The sequence below is a fragment of the Bacteriovorax sp. BAL6_X genome (assembly GCF_000443995.1).
GTDB lineage: Bacteria > Bdellovibrionota > Bacteriovoracia > Bacteriovoracales > Bacteriovoracaceae > Halobacteriovorax_A.
Genome location: NZ_AUMC01000010.1, coordinates 987,998 through 1,006,549, shown reverse-complemented (window position 1 = coordinate 1,006,549; position 18,552 = coordinate 987,998). Strand labels below are relative to the sequence as shown.

The 18,552-nt window shown below is 36.5% G+C and carries 20 protein-coding genes; 12 read left to right on the top strand and 8 right to left on the bottom strand.

The window, feature by feature from the left end; all coding sequences use genetic code 11:
• Positions 1-2 precede the first annotated feature (2 nt).
• Together M902_RS15510 and M902_RS15505 are read right to left on the bottom strand one after the other, a co-directional pair.
• Positions 3-833, bottom strand: a complete 831-nt coding sequence (locus M902_RS15510) for a mechanosensitive ion channel family protein (protein WP_021267994.1) — start codon at positions 831-833, stop codon at positions 3-5.
• Entirely contained in the window at positions 826-2,691 is a 1,866-nt protein-coding gene (locus tag M902_RS15505; RefSeq protein WP_021267873.1) for a hypothetical protein, read from the bottom strand. The genes M902_RS15510 and M902_RS15505 overlap by 8 nt, the downstream gene beginning before the upstream one ends.
• A 149-nt stretch (positions 2,692-2,840) precedes the next feature.
• Here M902_RS15505 and M902_RS15500 point away from each other — a divergent pair, with 149 nt between their 5' ends.
• Positions 2,841-3,278 (top strand): GNAT family N-acetyltransferase, encoded by a 438-nt coding sequence (locus M902_RS15500; protein ID WP_021268640.1) that lies wholly within the window; start codon positions 2,841-2,843, stop codon positions 3,276-3,278.
• Here the strand turns inward: M902_RS15500 and M902_RS15495 are convergent.
• On the bottom strand, positions 3,275-3,646 hold the full coding sequence (locus M902_RS15495; RefSeq protein WP_156979917.1) for a hypothetical protein: 372 nt from the start codon (positions 3,644-3,646) through the stop codon (positions 3,275-3,277). The two genes, M902_RS15500 and M902_RS15495, sit on opposite strands and share 4 nt — an antisense overlap.
• A 125-nt stretch (positions 3,647-3,771) precedes the next feature.
• Here M902_RS15495 and argS point away from each other — a divergent pair, with 125 nt between their 5' ends.
• Positions 3,772-5,538: an arginine--tRNA ligase gene (gene argS, locus M902_RS15490; protein ID WP_021268574.1), complete on the top strand. Its 1,767-nt coding sequence runs from the start codon at positions 3,772-3,774 to the stop codon at positions 5,536-5,538.
• A gap of 8 nt (positions 5,539-5,546) precedes the next feature.
• Here argS and M902_RS15485 read toward each other — a convergent pair whose 3' ends face one another.
• Entirely contained in the window at positions 5,547-6,149 is a 603-nt protein-coding gene (locus M902_RS15485; protein WP_040315207.1) for a DUF938 domain-containing protein, read from the bottom strand.
• Positions 6,150-6,173: 24 nt separating this feature from the next.
• On the opposite strand from M902_RS15485, the gene M902_RS16395 reads away from it, so the two are divergent.
• The gene (locus tag M902_RS16395; protein WP_084710565.1) at positions 6,174-7,448 is read left to right on the top strand and encodes a pseudouridine synthase; all 1,275 of its coding nucleotides are present in this window, start codon (positions 6,174-6,176) and stop codon (positions 7,446-7,448) included.
• Here the strand turns inward: M902_RS16395 and M902_RS15475 are convergent.
• A complete protein-coding gene (locus M902_RS15475) occupies positions 7,393-8,250 on the bottom strand; it encodes a rhomboid family intramembrane serine protease (RefSeq protein WP_052607453.1) in 858 nt (285 codons plus the stop codon). The two genes, M902_RS16395 and M902_RS15475, sit on opposite strands and share 56 nt — an antisense overlap.
• Before the next feature lie 208 nt (positions 8,251-8,458).
• On the opposite strand from M902_RS15475, the gene M902_RS15470 reads away from it, so the two are divergent.
• The 6 genes from M902_RS15470 to M902_RS15445 are packed head-to-tail and all read left to right on the top strand — an operon-like array spanning position 8,459 to position 14,173.
• Positions 8,459-8,893 (top strand): Rrf2 family transcriptional regulator, encoded by a 435-nt coding sequence (locus M902_RS15470; RefSeq protein WP_021268468.1) that lies wholly within the window; start codon positions 8,459-8,461, stop codon positions 8,891-8,893.
• Positions 8,886-10,319, top strand: coding sequence for a Fe-S cluster assembly protein SufB (sufB, locus tag M902_RS15465; RefSeq protein WP_021268684.1), 1,434 nt, complete (start codon positions 8,886-8,888; stop codon positions 10,317-10,319). Before M902_RS15470 ends, sufB begins: the two co-directional genes overlap by 8 nt.
• Before the next feature lie 27 nt (positions 10,320-10,346).
• A complete protein-coding gene (sufC, locus tag M902_RS15460) occupies positions 10,347-11,105 on the top strand; it encodes a Fe-S cluster assembly ATPase SufC (RefSeq protein WP_021267803.1) in 759 nt (252 codons plus the stop codon).
• A 15-nt stretch (positions 11,106-11,120) separates the two neighbouring features.
• On the top strand, positions 11,121-12,362 hold the full coding sequence (sufD, locus tag M902_RS15455) for a Fe-S cluster assembly protein SufD (RefSeq protein ID WP_021268353.1): 1,242 nt from the start codon (positions 11,121-11,123) through the stop codon (positions 12,360-12,362).
• Complete coding sequence (locus M902_RS15450; RefSeq protein ID WP_021268584.1) at positions 12,362-13,582, top strand: aminotransferase class V-fold PLP-dependent enzyme; 1,221 nt, start codon at positions 12,362-12,364, stop codon at positions 13,580-13,582. The genes sufD and M902_RS15450 overlap by 1 nt, the downstream gene beginning before the upstream one ends.
• A 27-nt stretch (positions 13,583-13,609) precedes the next feature.
• Complete coding sequence (locus M902_RS15445) at positions 13,610-14,173, top strand: NifU family protein (protein ID WP_021267908.1); 564 nt, start codon at positions 13,610-13,612, stop codon at positions 14,171-14,173.
• Positions 14,174-14,374: 201 nt separating this feature from the next.
• On the opposite strand, the gene M902_RS15440 is transcribed toward M902_RS15445, so the two are convergent.
• Both M902_RS15440 and M902_RS15435 read right to left on the bottom strand, forming a co-directional pair.
• Positions 14,375-15,013, bottom strand: coding sequence for a hemolysin III family protein (locus tag M902_RS15440; RefSeq protein ID WP_021268685.1), 639 nt, complete (start codon positions 15,011-15,013; stop codon positions 14,375-14,377).
• A 96-nt stretch (positions 15,014-15,109) separates the two neighbouring features.
• On the bottom strand, positions 15,110-15,343 hold the full coding sequence (locus tag M902_RS15435; RefSeq protein ID WP_021268212.1) for a hypothetical protein: 234 nt from the start codon (positions 15,341-15,343) through the stop codon (positions 15,110-15,112).
• A 197-nt stretch (positions 15,344-15,540) separates the two neighbouring features.
• Here M902_RS15435 and M902_RS16580 point away from each other — a divergent pair, with 197 nt between their 5' ends.
• Positions 15,541-15,690 carry a hypothetical protein gene (locus M902_RS16580; protein ID WP_021268055.1) on the top strand — a complete coding sequence of 50 codons (150 nt, stop codon included), beginning with the start codon at positions 15,541-15,543 and terminating at the stop codon, positions 15,688-15,690.
• Between the two features lie 3 nt (positions 15,691-15,693).
• Here M902_RS16580 and hemF read toward each other — a convergent pair whose 3' ends face one another.
• Positions 15,694-16,593, bottom strand: a complete 900-nt coding sequence (gene hemF, locus M902_RS15430; RefSeq protein WP_021268251.1) for an oxygen-dependent coproporphyrinogen oxidase — start codon at positions 16,591-16,593, stop codon at positions 15,694-15,696.
• Between the two features lie 82 nt (positions 16,594-16,675).
• On the opposite strand from hemF, the gene M902_RS15425 reads away from it, so the two are divergent.
• Together M902_RS15425 and M902_RS15420 are read left to right on the top strand one after the other, a co-directional pair.
• The gene (locus tag M902_RS15425; RefSeq protein ID WP_021268181.1) at positions 16,676-17,035 is read left to right on the top strand and encodes an ArsC/Spx/MgsR family protein; all 360 of its coding nucleotides are present in this window, start codon (positions 16,676-16,678) and stop codon (positions 17,033-17,035) included.
• Between the two features lie 172 nt (positions 17,036-17,207).
• Positions 17,208-18,551 (top strand): FecR domain-containing protein, encoded by a 1,344-nt coding sequence (locus M902_RS15420; protein WP_021268466.1) that lies wholly within the window; start codon positions 17,208-17,210, stop codon positions 18,549-18,551.
• The last annotated feature ends 1 nt before the right edge of the window (position 18,552 follow it).

Sequence of the window (18,552 nt, the reverse complement as noted above, 5' to 3'; positions counted from 1 at the left end):
AATTATGACTCAGAAAGCAACTGGTCAACAAGTTCCTCTTCTTTTAAAGCTTCATAAAATCTTTTTGTAATATCTGTCTCGAAAGCCTTTTCATAAATCGTTTCTAGAACATATGCTTTCACTGTCGCCTTTATGCCAATACCATGTTCAAACTTCTCAGTTGAAACGATAACTTTTAAAGGTTTTTTCAAATAGGCATAGCGAGAAGTTGTTGTGACTTCTTCAAGTAATGAAATCATTCTTGCGATATCGCAATTATTCTTAAAATAGAAAAAGCTACAAACCATCATATCACGTTGCCCAGAATTAGCGGAAGCGACGTTTTCACTTAAAAATAAATTATTTGGAATCGTTACAGTCGAATCATCTAATGTTTGAATCCGAACAGAACGAAGTCCGATCTGGATAATATCACCATAATTATCACGAAATAATATTCGATCCCCTACTTGAAATGGCCTATCGAAAATTAAAATAATTCCTGCAATGATTGAAGAAACAAGATCTTTAAGGGAGAAACCAATTGCTACGGCACCAGAGCCTAAGAAGGCATAAATCATCTCTTGAGAGGGATTAAGTGTGACATAAAGTAGCCAAATAGTACCGATGATATAAATCATATGAGTAATAATTGTATTTAGCTGTAGTATTGATAGTCGATAGAATGGAAGCTTAATTGCCAAGTATAACAAGGCCCATGAAATGACCCTAGCAATAATAAAAAGAGTCAAAAGGCCAACAAAGAGTCCAATAATCATTTCTGAGTTAACAGAATCAAAAATACTGGCCAACTTTTGTGTTTTTGCAATCGTATCAGATACTGCATCATTCATAGATAAAATTCCTCTTTTGTAAGATTGTTTTAATATCAACTAGCCAGTCTTTTCTAATGTAAAAGTAGTCCCCATCTTTACTCAGTATACCTTTTCCAAATCCGGCCTTAAGTGCATATGTAACAACTTTCTCACTTAGATCTGTTGTGTCTACGATCTCAGAAAAGCTTAGATACTCGTGTGAAAGGATACTAGAAAAGACAAACAATGACTCATCTGACAACACTTCTACTTCATGAATCGCTCGACGTTGCGGAAGATGTATCTCTACAGTTTTATCATTTACATGAGAAATAGATTTTAGCCATGTATTGACTGCAGCTTGAGGATTGCCACCTGTTTGTTTTGCTAAAATTCTAAAGTAAATATCATGAGCATTCTCAATTGATCGTTCTGTTCCAAAGTGTGACATAATTTCGAAGAGCTCTTCATTAAATCGAATCTCTAAACCTGTGGGTTCATGTCGTTTAAGAATAAGTTCTTTTAGCTCTTCTTTATTCCATGGCCTGATATAAATAGTGTCAGTAGACAACTCATAGCGGTTATAAATATGTTTAATTAGATTTAAAGAATTACTATTCCAAACAGTAAACCAAAATACATTTTTAGATGAGTTGTTGATAACGTTAAAGAAAGCATCAAAGGCCTTAAAGCCATGAAATTTTGATAAGAAGAGATTGTGTGCATTCTTGATAATTACGAATTTCTTCTCTTCTTCGCTTCCTTTTCCTACAAAGTTTTCTAATCTTTTTAAAAGTACTGACTCTTCAAGAATTTTCTCGCTTATATCTAACTTGAATGATGTTACAGATGAATAGCGTTTCAGAATTTTATCAAGTGCATGGTTTTTCCCACTCCCCGACTCTCCAGAGAATGCTAAATGATAAGAGTTACTCGTTCCATTAAGCCAACTATCTATTCGCTCATAGGCCATAACAGCAGGATCAGGATTTCTCATTATCTCAGTACCATTTTCTCTCTTAAAGACTTCTACATAGTCACTTGGAACTTCATAATCTGTAAAGACTTCATCTCTGAGACTTTCTAAGTGTTGTTCTAAAATTCCGGATAATAGATTTTTTGCCCATTCCTTATCGTTATTAGCAAGGAAGAACATTAAATAGAATGAGTAGATCAACGTGTAGAGGTATAAAAAAACAGGAAGTACATAAAGTATTACATATTTGGAAATATGTTTTTTTGTTAACAGCATTGAGGCAGGTACAATCTTTGGAAGTATTAACTCAGCATAGTTGTCATATTTAAGTAAGATGATCGTATATATTACAAAGAAAATAACTGTAATAATATTATGTCCGAAGAAGCCCGAAAAAAGATTATAAAGTAAGATATAAAAGAAAGTTGTAATTGTAATTACATAGCGAAGCTTCTTACTATCCTTAATGAAGTCTTTATCTACCTTTTTAAAATAGACTTTGAAGTTATAGCTTAGAAAGCTATGAAAGTAGCCAATATTTATATAAAGAACATAAAGCGCCAAGATATTTCGAAAAACGTGTAAAAAGAGTTGAAAGTCCTCTCTATCAAACTTCAATAAATAGACATTAAAAATATCCAATGCACTGAAAGCGAATAAATAATATAAATTAAAATCAAAGAATCTATAAACGTATTTACGCGCAGCAATTTTATTTTCCCCGCGGCCAAGCATTATACTTCTTATTAAGAAAAATATAATACGAGCGACAATGATAGCGATTAAAAATAAAATGAATGAACGCATTGGAGATGCGAGAATAAAATCATCAACTGTTTTTACAGTGCTAGCAAATTCTTGATTTATAAATTGGAAAGCGTCGGCTACGGCCTCTTGGATTTTTACAATACTAAATTTCATATATCTATTATAAAGTTAACTGAGTTTTTTCCCACAATTATTATTGTCGAAATAGTAAAAAAAAACAAAGACCGACTTGGATGATCAACAACAAAGTGTAAACTTCTTTATTGTGACAAAATTTCATTTATTTGGTATAAAGTCCTCCTATGATCGTTAAAAGAATCCATTTAAAAGACACATTTAAAATTCGACGCTTAGTACTTGGTATTGATGGCATCGAGTCTAGCTATAATTATATTGGAGATGACGAATCTGATACATTTCACCTGGGTGCTTTTGTTGACAACAACCTTGTATCAGTGGCCTCATTTTACTTTAATAGAAATCCAAACTTTAATATTGATAATCAATATCAACTACAAGGTATGGCAACTCTTGAAAATTACCGCAAACAAGGGTTCTCACGAGAACTACTAAATGTTGCTTTTCCTATTATTAAGCAAAACTTCTGTAATTTAGTATGGTGCAACGCCCGTGTTGAAGCGAAGAGCTTTTATGAAAAGCTTGGTTTTGAAGCGTTTGGGCAAGAGTTTGATATCAAAGGAATCGGACGACACCTTTTAATGTTTCGTGAGATAAGCTAATCTTTACAATACGAATCAATCCTCGACTTATGCATTAACTCTGCCTGGCCCTTAAAACACTCTTTTTGGCCACTATACTTTTGAATTATCATACAATTCAAATCTTTACGAATATCACAATTTCTAAGAGAGAGATCATTAACACAGGCAAAGTGCTTTCGTCTATTACCGCACAAGTAGATCAGGTTTGGCCCTTTAAAAAGGCCATCTCCAATACTTGATTCGGTATTGTACTTTCTAAATTCCTCAGCTTCTCTTCGTTCAATTTGTTGCTTTTTTTGAAACTCCTCAATCGGCGTCATAGCATCGTCAGCTAGAACAGAATCACAAATTCCTATAGTAAGATAAATTGAACTAAATATAATCATGATAAGTCTAATAGAAATGAACATATGAAATTACTTTTCCTAAACAATTAGTAAAATATTTACTATAATATGATGATAACATACTTATTCTAAACTGCGTCGCAGCAAAATACGGTGATTACTAAATGGAAACGAATACAATTTTATCAAAACTTACTGATATCCTAGAAAATGCATTCTCATCTGCTTATCCAGATACAGACATTAAGAGAGAAGATATTTACTCATCAATTGGACAGGCCCCAAATATTGAAATGGCCCACTATGCTTTTCCTGTATTTCGTTTTGCCAAGGCCCTTAGACAAGGACCGCCACAAATTGCGGCAACAATTTTGGAAAAAGTTGATCTAGAAGCAAATGCTTTAGTAATCAAAGACCTTAAGGCGCAAGGCCCATATCTTAACTTTACCCTTACAGCTGATGCATACTTTGAAAGTTTAATTGCTGAAATTCGCACCGGTGAATTCTTTAAGAAAGAGCTAACAAAGGGTGAAGGCAAGACAATGATAGAGTACTCCCAACCGAATACTCACAAGGAGCTTCATGTTGGGCACATGAGAAATCTATGTCTTGGTAATGCTCTTGTTAGGATCAAGCAGTACTGTAGCGTTGATGTCCACCCTGTAACTTATCCGGGTGACTCAGGAACTCACGTTGCAAAATGTTTATGGTATTTAAAGTATCACAATCAAGACACAATCCCCGAAATAAATAAGGGTGAATGGCTTGGACGTATTTACACTCGAGCAAATACAAAGCTTGAAGATGAACTAGGAACAGATAAAGAAGATGATAACCGTGCTAAGCTTACGGAGATCCTAAAGCAGCTTCACGCTGAAGAGGGAGAATTCTTTGATCTATGGCAAGAGACTCGACAATGGTCAATTGATCTCATGAAAAAAACATATGCTTGGGCAGGTGTTGAATTTGATCGTTGGTTCTTCGAGTCTGAAATGGATGCTCCGTCGCTAAAAATCTGTAATGAATATTATGAGAAAGGCTTATTCGTTAAAGACGATGGTGCGATTGGAATGGATCTAAGTGACGATAAGCTTGGTTTTTGCATTTTAATTAAATCAGATGGAACTGGCCTCTATTCAACAAAGGACGTAGCTCTAGCAATTAAGAAATTTGAAGAATATGGTGTTAAGAATAATATTTATATCGTGGACTCTCGCCAGGCCTTCCACTTCAAACAAGTCTTTAAAGTTCTTGAACATATTGGTTTTGAACAGGCCAAGGACTGCTATCACCTTCCGTATGAAATGGTTGAACTAACAGATGGTGCCATGAGTTCTCGTAAGGGAAATATCGTTGCCCTTACCGAGCTCATTAATAATATGGAAAGTAAGATTAAGGATGATTATCTTAATAAGTATGCTGGGCAATGGGATCAGTCAGAGATCGATGAAACAGCAACTAAGATTGCCAATGGAGCAATAAAGTATGGAATGATCAAAATTGATAATAACCGTAAAATCGTTTTTGACATGAACGAATGGTTAAAGCTTGATGGAGACACTGGCCCATATCTTCAATATGTATATGCACGTATCAATTCACTACTTAAGAAGCAAGGTTTTGATAAAGCTCAGGCCCTTGAGCTTTCAAATGCAAGCTCACTTGTTGAAACAAAAGAGTTTGAACTAATGCAAAAGATATCATTATTTAATGATGTAGCAATTAAGGCGCATGAGCAAAATAAAACAAGTCTACTAACAACTTACCTATTTGAACTTGGTAAATTATTTAATAGTTTCTATGCTGCTTGCCCAATTGCATCAAGTGAAGAATCACTTAAGAAAGCTCGCCTTGAGCTTGCTTATGCAACAAGTGAAGTCATTAAAACAGGCCTTGAGATTCTAGGAATTCAAGTACCAGAAAGAATGTAATTTCCTTTTTACTTTGTAAAAATTAAAAGCTGATTATTAGCAGGCATTGCAATATCTTCTTTTAGAAAGACACCTTTCTTTAAGAAGTTATTGCAAATATCTTCAAAATTTCGAATTCCACTTTGAGCATCACGCTCTTTTAAAAAACCATCAAATTGTTCATTAGAAGTACTCGTGTAATTTCCATGATACTTAAATGGCCCATAAATAAATAGAGTGCTATTTTCATCCATTGCTGTCGCCAAGTCCTTAATAAAAGTCTTCGCGGCCTTCCAAGGCATTATATGAAGTGTATTTGCTGTGAAGTAGAACTTTTTCCCGGCCTCAAGTTTATTAAAACCAGCTTCATAAACAAGGGGGCCTTTAAGATTTGGTATCTTCTTTTGATAGTGTGATAAGCACATCTTTAAAACATTTTGATTGTCTCTAATTTCAGATGTAATAAAATCGATTTGAGCAAAGGCCTTAGCAAAGTGCGCACTATGCTGACAAGTAAGTGAGCCAATCTCGAAAAACTCACCATTATCACTGCTGCTTAAATAAGGTGTGATCACCTCAAGAATAGGGCCTTTATTTCTTTCACATGCTTCAGAATTTGGTAAATCGTTCATAGTAAACATGATACAATACTTTTAGTGAAAAAAAGAATTAAAATCCGATTATCTGCCAATGATATCGTCTTTGAAGATGATAACTATATTGCCTTAAACAAAAAGGCGGGCTGGCCAGTGCATAAAACTCTCGATCGCTTTCGAGATAATTGCACTGATGCACTCTCTAGTTTTCTTAAAAATCGAAGTGATGGAAAGGATCAATATCTCGTTCTAGCACATAGGCTTGATGTCGAAACGTCCGGAATTCTTTTATTTGCCAAAAACAAAGATGCCAATAAATATCTTCAAGAACTCTTTAGCTCTCATGATCCGAAAAAGATAAGAAAGAGCTATTTAGCTATCTGTAGCGGCGTCTTTACACAACAAGAAGCAAGGATTGAAAACTTCCTTAAGGCAAACCGAGTTGGACGAATTGAAAAGATGGCCGTTGTTAATTCTGGTGGAAAAAAGGCCATCACAGACTATAGAGTTATCGATACTGATAAGCAGTACTCATTAGTTGAATTTACAATTCTGACTGGTAGAAAACATCAAATTAGGGCCCATGCAAAAGAAATAGGACATCCAATTTACGGCGACCCTATTTACTCGAACTCAAAAGATCAAAGTGGACAAAGGCTTTGTGCTTACAAACTCAGCTTCTTTGATAAATTTTTACAAAAAGAAATAAACTTAGAAATTACTCCTCCATTTAAACTTGCTAACTTTAAAGAAATAGCAAGTAACGGAGAACATCAATATATCATTTTCAATAAGCCATACGATGTCCTGTGCCAATTTGGAAAAGATCACAGAGACCAACTTAGTCTTATTGACTACAAGCTCCCTAAGGAAGTTTACCCTGTTGGCCGCTTAGATAAGGACAGTGAAGGCTTACTGATACTCACGAATGATGGGAAGTATAAGAACCAAATGGCCAATGCTGATAGTAAGGTTGAAAAAACTTATATCGTTCAAGTAGACGGCGATATTACAACACAAGCAATTGAAGAACTAAGGCGTGGTGTAATAATAAAAGGCAATTACAAGACAAAGCCGGCAAAGGTTAAAAAGCTAATTAACTTTCAAATTGAAGATCGCGTCCCACCAGTGCGTATTCGTAAGACAATACCAACATCTTGGATTGAAGTGCGTATTTCAGAAGGACGAAACCGTCAGATTCGTAGAATGTGTGCGGCAGTCAACTTCCCCACCCTAAGGTTAATTCGAGTCGCGATTGGCGATGTGAAATTGAAAGACCTTAAGATTGGTGAGTATTCGACTTTTGATCCGAGCGATCAATTAAAGCAAAAATAACACCCAAGATTGCACCACTTACAAGTCCACCACCATGGGCCCAATTGGCCATCTTGAAATTAAAGACATCAAAGAATCCCAAGAAGAGCCACCCCACCATGAGAACGATATCAGAAGTTGGAAGCTTAAATTTAAAATTTGGATTCAATCTTGAATATGGCCATAAGAACCCGAGTAGACCGTAAACCACACCAGAAAGTCCTCCAAACATTCCAGGAGACATAATCGCCTGTAGGATATTTGAAGAAATCGCCGTAAATAATAGAAGCAATATTAAAAAAACGCTTCCCTTAGTCACTTCAATGAGCTTACCTAACTCTTTCCACCACAACATATTGAAGAAGATATGGATATAGCCAAAGTGGATAAAGGCCGGCGAAAGAAGTCTCCAGTATTCACCATTATTAATGTCAGCAAAAGCATCAACTTTAGAAGTCGAAAAAAGGAAAAGATAATAGAGATTTTCATTTTTTAAAATCCAACCAAAGATGAAGATGATTACACACAAGGCCAAGATAATAATTGTTGTTGGCCCCATATTTAAAGATTGAACATATTGCCAATTTTTATCAACCTTTGTTGGTTTGGCCCCTCCAATATAGACGCGGTAAACATCACGGGCCTGTTGTAATTGATTTAGGTCCACAACAAATAAATGGTAGAAGTCATTTTCATATTCTTTAGTTATATGGACACCTTGACGAATTAGTTGTGCTTCAATTTGGGCAACAATCGACTCATCTCGTAAAGAGCCAATATACTTGAGACGTTTTAAGTTAATTTCTGAATCGTGTTCACTCATATGATCATTTTCCTACAAAGCTTAATAAAAGTCGATCTTACATAAATATTATGTATTTCAGGTGTGATTCGGCCTATATATTTGCTAAGATAGACTTAAATAAGTTGTTTTTTGACTTATTTTACGTTATTTAAAAGACATAACGTAAATTATTAATAAAAGGCGATACCTAAGGTATTTTACTCGTCATAATATAGGTGTGTTAAGCATGTTTAAAGTAAGTAAAAAAACAGAATATGCCCTAACAGCTCTAAAGCATATGCAAGAGCACGGACACACATGTGCCGAAAACCTGACCTCGGCCAGAGAAATCTGTGACATACACAAGATGCCTTTTGACCCAGTATCTAAAGTTATGCAAAAGCTAAATGGATACGGAGTTCTCTCATCGATTAAAGGTATAAAAGGAGGCTACTACCTTAGCCGTCCCCTATCTGAAATCAATCTCTTTGAAATAAGTAACTCGATTGAGGGAAAGATTACAGAGTCTGATTGCGATGCTCTTAAGGGCAAATGTACGAAATATTTAAATTGCGAATTAATTACACCAATAGAAAAGCTTAACTCTCACGTTAATCACCAGCTGATTAAATTGTCGCTTGAAGAGTTATTAATAAATAAGGCAGGATTCACACATGAGTGATACACAATTAACAAAGTCAGAATATAAGTATGGCTTCTTTACAGACATTGAAACTCAAGAGTTCCCAAAGGGTTTAAATGAAGACATCGTGAGGATGATTTCAGCAAAGAAGAATGAGCCTGAATGGTTACTTGAATATCGTCTAAAGGCATTTCGTCTTTGGAAACAAATGCCAATGCCAAATTGGGCAAAACTAGAAATCCCAGCGATTGATTTTGAGGACCTGTATTATTATGCGGCCCCAAAGTCGACAGAGAGTGCACCTAAGAGCCTTGATGATCTAGACCCAGAGCTTTTAGCGACTTTTGAAAAGCTAGGAATTCCTCTATCAGAACAAAAAAGAATTTCAGGTGTTGCTGTAGATGCAGTATTTGATTCAGTTTCTGTAGGGACAACATATAAAGAAGAGTTAGAAAAAGTTGGGGTTATTTTCTGCTCAATTTCAGAAGCAGTACAAGAGCACCCAGAACTAGTTAAGAAGTATCTAGGAACGGTTGTGCCTCCTGCAGACAATTTCTATGCAGCACTAAATGCGGCAGTATTCTCAGATGGTTCATTCGTTTACATCCCTGAGGGTGTAACTTGCCCAATGGATCTTTCAACATACTTTAGAATTAATGCGAAAGAGACAGGACAATTCGAAAGAACTCTTGTTGTTGCCGATAAAGGTAGTTACGTGAATTATCTTGAGGGTTGTACTGCTCCTCAAAGAGATGAAAACCAACTTCACGCGGCCATCGTTGAGTTAATTGCTCTTGATGATGCAGAAATTAAATACTCAACAGTTCAAAACTGGTATGCCGGAGATGAGCAAGGAAAAGGCGGGATTTACAACTTCGTAACAAAACGTGGTAACTGCCTTGGAAAGAATTCAAAGATTTCGTGGACACAGGTTGAGGCCGGCTCGGCCATCACTTGGAAGTATCCTTCATGTAACTTAATAGGTGAAAACTCACAAGGTGCTTTCTACTCAGTAGCACTAACAAATAATAAAATGCAGGCCGATACTGGAACAAAAATGGTTCACATCGGAAAAAACACAAAATCGACTATTATTTCGAAAGGTATCTCTGCAGAAGCTTCCGAAAATAATTACCGTGGACTTGTTAAGGTAATGCCTTCAGCAATTGGAGCTAAAAACTACTCTCAATGTGACTCAATGCTTGTTGGTTCTAAGTGTTCTGCAAATACATTCCCATATATTGACGTTAAGAATAATACGGCAACTGTTGAGCACGAGGCGTCGACTTCAAAGATTTCTGAAGATCAGCTTTTCTACCTACAGCAACGTGGAATGGACATGGAAAAATGTATCTCAATGATTGTAAATGGCTTCTGTAGTGAAGTTTTTAAAGAGCTTCCACTAGAATTCTCTGTTGAAGCAGTAAAGTTAATTGAGATGAAATTAGAAAATTCAATCGGATAAAATTTAGATTAATATAAAGGGAAAAAAATGAGTTTACTTACAGTTAAAGATGTTCACGCAAGAGTTGAAGAAAAAGAAATTCTAAAAGGAATTTCTATCGAAGTTAAACCAGGTGAAGTTCACGCAATCATGGGACCTAATGGTTCAGGAAAAAGTACTCTATCAAAAGTAATCGCTGGTCACCCATCATTTGAGGTAACAAGTGGATCTATTGATTACAATATAAATGGAAAGCAAACAGACCTACTAGAACTTGAGCCAGATGAAAGGGCAAAGAATGGAATCTTCCTAGGTTTTCAATATCCTATTGAAGTTCCAGGTGTATCAAATATTGACTTTCTTCTTGAATCATTTAACGAAGTATCCAAATCTCAGGGTGCTGCAGAAATGAAGAAAGAAGAATTCAGAGAATTTCTTAAACCAAAACTAGAGCTACTAGAGATGAGAGAAGAATTCCTAGACCGTCCAGTAAACACTGGCTTTTCTGGTGGAGAAAAGAAAAAGAATGAAATCCTTCAAATGGCGGTTCTAAATCCAAAGATTGCTCTTCTTGATGAGACGGATTCAGGTCTAGATATCGACGCTCTTAAAATTGTTGCAAAAGGTGTTAATGCTATCAAGTCTAAATACAATGGTATCGTTCTTGTAACTCACTACCAAAGACTTCTTGACTATATTGTTCCAGACTATGTTCACGTACTTAGTGGCGGAAAAATTATCAAGTCAGGTGGTAAAGAGCTTGCACTTGAGCTTGAAGAAAAAGGTTACGACTGGTTAACAAAATAAGGATTAGGATTAATAATGAATATCCAAGAATTAACAGACCAATATTTAAATGACCTAGCGGGATACGCAAAGTCTGACTCAAATAAAGAGGCCTTAGATAATTTTAAGGCCCGTGGACTTCCACATACAAAAATGGAAGACTGGATTTATACTAAACTTACTGATGTATTACCTGAGAAATTTGCTGTAACGACACAAAAAGCAATGCTTAAGAATGTTAAGGTTGCTGGAAAGTATCAAGTCGTACTTCTAAATGGCCAATACTCGAAAGCTGACTCATTCTTTCCTGACGAAGTAACAGTAGAAGAAAAGGCGCTTATCGCAAATGAGGCAAATTGTGATCAAACAGATATCTTTGCCATGCTTAATGCTTCTGCTGTTGAAAATATCATTGAAATCAATGTTCCTAAGAACGTAAGCGTAGATGATATTATCTCAATTGTTCATATTTCAGACTTTGATGGAGAATTCGCCCTTCCTCGTATACACGTAAACGTTGAGCAGTTCTCTAAAGTAAGCTTTATCGAATTATTTACGGGAAGTGATAAGGCCTACAATATAAACGCTGTTTCAAACTTTAAAGTTTCAGATGGCGCAAATGTGAGTCACGTAAAGGTTCAAACAGATGGTGCTAACGCATTCCATGTAAGTAGTGTTAATGCTGACGTTGCCAAAGACGCTCACTTTAAGTCATTTACTTTTACAACAGGTGCCAAGAAGTCACGTAATGAAATGAGAATTCGCCTAAATGGTATTGGAGCGACTGCAAGTGTTGATGGTTTATATGCCCTTAGAGGAGATCAACATACTGACAACTTCTCACTAATTTCGCATATTAAAGAAAGAACTGATAGCTCTCAGCTTTTCAAGGGAGTTCTAGATAATAAGGCCCGTGGAGTTTTTACAGGAAAAGTACTTGTTTGTCGTGACGCTCAACTTGTAAATTCAGAACAGTTAAATAAAAATCTACTCCTATCCAAAGGAGCACACGTTGATACTCGACCACAGCTTGAAGTTTATGCTGACGATGTAAAATGTGCCCACGGTGCAACAGTAGGACAAATGAGTGACGAAGAAGCTTTCTATCTTCAGTCACGTGGCCTATCAAAAGAGCGCGTTCAGAAGCTTCTTATTCATGCTTTCTGTTCTGATGCAATCACAAAGATTGAAGATGAGAAGATTGAGAAATTTTTAAGTGAAATTCTATTTGAATCATTTGAAAAAAATGCATTTGATGAAATGGAAAAGGAATCTTAATGGCCTTTGAAATTAACGCTATTAGAGCACAATTTCCACAACTAGAAAGAAGAGTTCACGATAAGCCTCTTATCTACTTAGACAATGCCGCATCTACTCTTAAACATATCAATGTAATCAATGCTCTGAATGATCACTACACACATAATGTGGCCAATATTCACAGAGGTGTTCACTACCTAAGTGAATTTGGAACAATTAAGTATGAAGAAACTCGTGATGCAATACAGTCTCTAATTAACGCGAATTCGAGATGTGAGATCATCTTCACAAAAGGAACAACAGACAGCTTAAACTTAGTTGCAAGTTCTTTCGTTCCTCACTACTTGAAGAAGGATGATGTCATCCTAATCTCTACAATGGAGCACCACTCGAATATTGTTCCTTGGCAAATCCAGGCCGAGAAAATTGGTGCAAAAGTAAGAGAGATTCCTATTACGGATGAAGGTGATATTAATGAAGAAGCCTATATTAAGCTTCTGGAAGAAGGTAATGTAAAGCTTGTTTCAATGGCCCATATTTCAAACAGCCTTGGAACTGTTAACAATATCAAAAAGTATATCAAGTTAGCACACGATAAAGGAGCTTACTTCTGCGTTGATGCTGCTCAGTCAATTGCTCATGAAAAAATTGATGTTCAAGACCTAAATTGTGATTTCCTTGCCTTCTCTTCTCACAAGATGTTTGGGCCAACAGGGATCGGTGCTCTTTATGGAAAAGAGAAGCTTCTTGAATCAATGCCTCCATATCAAGGAGGAGGTGACATGATCGATGTTGTAACAATTGAAAAGACTACGTACAACGATCTCCCACACAAATTTGAAGCTGGTACTCCTCATATAGCAGGAGGTATCGGACTCAAGCCGGCAATTGACTTCATTGTAAATTGTGATCTCGATGTAATTAAAAACTACGAGAAAGAGCTTCTTGATTATGCTACTGAGCAAATTTTAGAAGTAGAAAAAGTTCGCTTAATTGGAACAGCAAAAGAAAAAGCTTCGGTATTATCCTTTGTTATTGAAGGAGCCCACCCGCACGATCTTGGAACACTTTTAGATCGTCAAGGTGTTGCAATTAGAACAGGCCACCACTGTACACAACCTTTAATGAAAAGGTTCGAGATTTCTGCTACTGCAAGGGCCTCATTCTCGTTGTATAATACAAAAGAAGAAATTGATAATTTTATAAAAGCACTACATAAGGCCATTAACTTCCTATAAGAAGTTAAGGTAACAAAGGTAAAGAATATGAGTGAAGTAACAATCGACATTCAACCAACACCAAATCCAAATGCACTGAAATTCATTTTAAATAAAAATGTAAAAGCATCTGGTTCTTCAACTTTTAGAACTCCTATGGAATGTGGAGAGGTAAACCTTGGCGTAAACCTTTTTACAATACGTGGAATTGACCAACTACACTTTTTTGAAAATGTTATTACAGTTACCAAATTCAATTACGAAGACTGGGATGATATTGAGCCAAAAATCATTGAAACGATTAAGCACGACCTACCAAACCATAACCCAGAATACGAAGAGTTTGATCCAGAAAAAGAGCGTCGTGAGAACTTACCTCAAGATCTAAAAGATATTGAGGCCGTTCTTGATCGCACGGTTAGACAATATCTTCAAGCTGATGGTGGAGATATTCAAACTGTTTCTTACGAAGATAATATTCTACTTGTACGCTATCAAGGTGCATGTGGAACTTGCCCATCTTCAACGACAGGAACACTTGAGGCCATCAAGTCAACTCTAAGAGCAGAGTACAATCCAGCGATAGATGTTTATATTGCCCCTGATTGGTAAGCATCCGCGAAATTGTTTGCCCAAAGGCAAACTATTGTTCGCGGTGCTAGGCCCCCAAACTTTAAAAATGAAATCTATATTCAACAAGCCTGCATAAATGCAGGCTTTGTTGCCTAAGGGCCATTGGGAAAGTTAGCGAATCGTACGAGGGCCATTGATCGCTATATGTGCACATGCGAAACCAAAGGTGCATGGCACCCTTTAACCAACAATCGAATAGATAATCATAAAGTGCAAGGTCGCTGCCACACAAACGAATAGATGAAATAATTCATGATAGCCAAACCACTTTGCATATCTTCCAGGCTTCTTTAATCCGTAAAAGATAGCACCAATTGTATAGAGAATCCCACCTGCAATTAGAAGCGAAATATTTGTCATTCCAAGTTTTGGAATAAGTTCTGAAACATAAGGAAGTACCATATACCCCGGAATCAGATAAATGACTGCACTAAGTTTTTCAGGAAGATTTGGAAAAAAAATTGATTTTAATATACCAATGGCCGCAACACTCCAAATACTAATAAGAAAGGTTGAACCAGACTCCCCATTTAAAACAAGTAGAGTTATCGGAGTACAAGTTCCAGCAATCATCACGTATATGGCGCTATGATCAAGTCTTCCTAGAAGATCACGTGCCCTAGGCTCCCAGTGAATCCTGTGATAGAAAGCACTTACTCCAAGCATCATGAGAAGTCCTAGAGAATAGATAATAGTCGAGATATACTGAGTGGTATTAGCACTTTTGGCAATGAGAAGTGAACAGGCTCCGAGTGAGATAAAGAACATGGCCTGATGTGACCAACCTCTTAGAATGGGCTTTTGCTTGGCTTTTTGCATATAGGGAGCATACCTCCCATAGACGTTCAATAAAAGCCAAGGCCCGAGTTTTTACATTTATATTACAATGTTAGGACACTCATTGTGGAGCATGTTCTATAAATCAGAGAATTTCATTTTGATTAATTCTTTTTTAACAACTCCGAGAAGCTCACGACACTCACCTTCTTCAAGGCCATATAACTTATGTGAAGGTTGAAGATCTTTAGGTTCTTTAAAGTCGTTCTTATAACTTTGTAATCTGTTATTAAGATTATTTCTTAGAGTTCTCAATTGTTTTGGTGAATACTCTTTTATTTCTTCAAATAATTCTTGTAGCCTCTTAGACATTTTCTACCTCTTACTATTCTTGCAATGCATCCGAATTAGGACTCTGGCACATTACATAAATTCCTAAACTGTGTAAAATCAAAATAAATTATATTGATCAAATCAAATAAAACTATGACTATTAAGTATTTTCCTATGGACACCGATAGTTTGATGTGCCAAACTTATATTTAACAACTCTAACAAAGGGGTAATTAATGATGATTAACAACTGCTACCGTCTACTTTGTGAAATCACGAAACTAGAGAAAAAACTTGAAGAGATTCAAGCTGTGGCCAAGTCCCATGGAGTTGAAATTGATGCCAATGAGATCTTAGAAGATCTTATTAAGGCCCAGGCCAGCTAATCGCTAGACCCAGTCCTTTGGATAATAATATGCCATCATCTTCTTGTGCTCTGGCTTTGTCGGCTCATAACGATAAGTGAACTTCACTCTCTTTGGAAGTGAGATTAGTATTGAATCGGTACGGCCATTAGACTTAAGTCCAAAGTGAGTTCCTCTATCGTGAAGTAGATTAAATTCGACGTAGCGCCCGCGGCGATGAAGTTGAAAGTCCACATCTTCGTCATCAAAGGCCTCATTCATTCTCTTCTCAACTAGTGGGAAATAAGACTTGATAAAGTTAGAAGAAATCTCTTTGAACATAGCGAGGTCTTTTTCTGGATCACCTGAAAAGAAATGATCATAGAAGAAACCACCTACTCCGCGCATTTCATCTGCACGGTGCTTATTAACAAAGTATTTATCACAACGGTTTTTCCAATCGTCCCAATATCCATATGGTTCACAAGCATCTTTCCAAACCTTATGAAAGTACTCAAAGTCTTCTTCATGAGGAAAATAAGGAGTAAGGTCGGCACCACCACCAAACCAAATTTTTGATCCGGCCTGAATCATACGAAAATTCGCATGAGTCGTTGGAACTCTTGGGTTTGTCGGATGAATAATAAGAGAAATTCCAGTTGCCCACATCTGGTTATTATCACCACCAATATTTGCTGCAAACTTAGGATCAACTTCTCCAAATACAAGAGATGTGTTTACACCGGCATTCTCAATGATCTCACCTTCAAAAGCACGAGTAATTCCACCACCCCCAGGGTTTCCGGCATGATCATTTCTTTCCCATATATCTTCATTCAAGTTAATTTTTGTATCAATTCTCTTAAGTTCGTCACTAATCAGATTCTGTAAAGTTTTAACATGTTCGGCAAATTCTGATTTGATATTTTCAATATCGTAAGACATGGCTAAAATCCTAGGTAGTTATTTTTTAAAAACCAAATATATCAGAAAAGAACTGATATGATAATTATCAGGAGTAGAATAAATGCTTTATTATCACAATCCAAGATGCTCTAAGAGTCGCCAAGGTCTAGAATATTTAGAACACAAGGGTATTCAAGAAGGTATTGGCTTTAGAGTTAAAGAATATCTGAAAGATGGCATTGAAGAAAAAGAATTTATCGATCTAATAAAGTACACGGGACTAGCTCCTCTTGAAGGCTTAATTCGTACGAAAGAGGCACTATTTAAAGACTTAGCTCTTGCGGGAAAAGAGTTATCAAATATTGAATGGGCCAAGATCGTTCACGAAAACCCAAAATTACTAGAACGACCAATTCTAGTTAATGACGATAAAAAAGCGGCCATTGGTAGGCCAACTGAGAATTTTGATACAATCCTCTAACTTACCAAAATTACGTACTGTGGCAGTTCCACCTGCCACAAGTTCTTGTCATATCAGAAAGTTACCCGAATTCAAACTCCCTTTATTTTTAGCCATTTACACAAGTTTCAGCTTAAGAAATTACTTTGATCTACGATAAGTATAAATGAGATTGATTTTGTGGGGACTCATTATGAAGGTACTAAAACTAATTATATTATCTATAGCAATTTTGGCCAATCTTTCGACTTTAAATGCAAATTCTGAAAATGGTGTTGCTAAGGTTATGAAAGTAAGAGGAAAAGTCTTTTACTCCCAAACAAAGAAACCACTGGCCAAAGGAGACTGGGTTCCAGAAGGGGCCAAGATCACAACAAAGGCCAGAAGCTTTGTAAAGCTTCTCTTTATCGATAAATCGAATCTAACTCTAGGTGCAAATTCAGAAGTTGAAGTTGAGCAATTTCCTAAAAAGAAGGCAGGAATTATCAATCTTATTAATGGTCAGCTTCGCTCAAAAGTATCTAAGAACTACCTACAAATTGATAAGAAGAAATCGAAACTCTTTATTAAGACGAAGACAGCGGCCATGGGAGTTCGTGGAACAGACTTCCAAGTTAACTATAACCCGGCCAATAATAATACGACACTTATTACATTTGAAGGTGCTGTTGCCATGGGATCTCTTTCTAGTTTTAAAAAGACTCGTTTTCTACAAGATCGACTAGAGAAAGTTGTTTCATCACCTACTTCAGTTATGGTTCGCCAAGGACAACTTTCAGGAGTTATGCCAAATGTTGATTCAAAACCAATTGAACCAGTAAAAATCAATAAACAGCAGTTAAAGGCCCTTGAAGCAAATGATGGTTCAAAGACATCATCAAATGGTGATAAGAATAAATCAGAAAAGAAACAAATGAGTCGAAATATCATCCCTCCAGGTATGGATAGTTCAAAGTTTAGTGGAGCTGGTGGAACAGAGATTATGGGACAAATGGCCAAGGCCGACTCTAATCTTAAAGTACCAACATCTCAAGCACCAACTCTTACCGTTACAAAGGCCGATCCTAAGGGAACGATGAAAGAAGGTGGCTTTGTAGACACAAATAATGCTCTTTATATTCCACCTCCGAAGAATGCTCCAGTTGATCCAATGACTAACGAAGTAATTGTACCGGTTCAAATGGGTAGTTTCGACAAGGAAACTGGTGAGTACAAGAATGACTTCTATGTTGTAAATGAAAATGGTGACATGATTCCAAAGAACAAGCCTCAAATTACTGTAAATCGTAATCCAGCTTCAGGTGGAACAAAACCAAATATAATGCCAGAAGAACCAATGAATATCTTTAACCCTGATGGAGAAAAACCACTTGGCAATCCAATGTTACCTCCAGTGATTACTGATGATTCAAGACCGGTTAATGACGGCCCAGATATTCTAAAAAATACGATGGATGATCGCGACCAAATGCTTGATCAGACTAATACGACATCAACAAACCGAACACGTGTAAAAGTCATCCTCGATCGTCAATAAT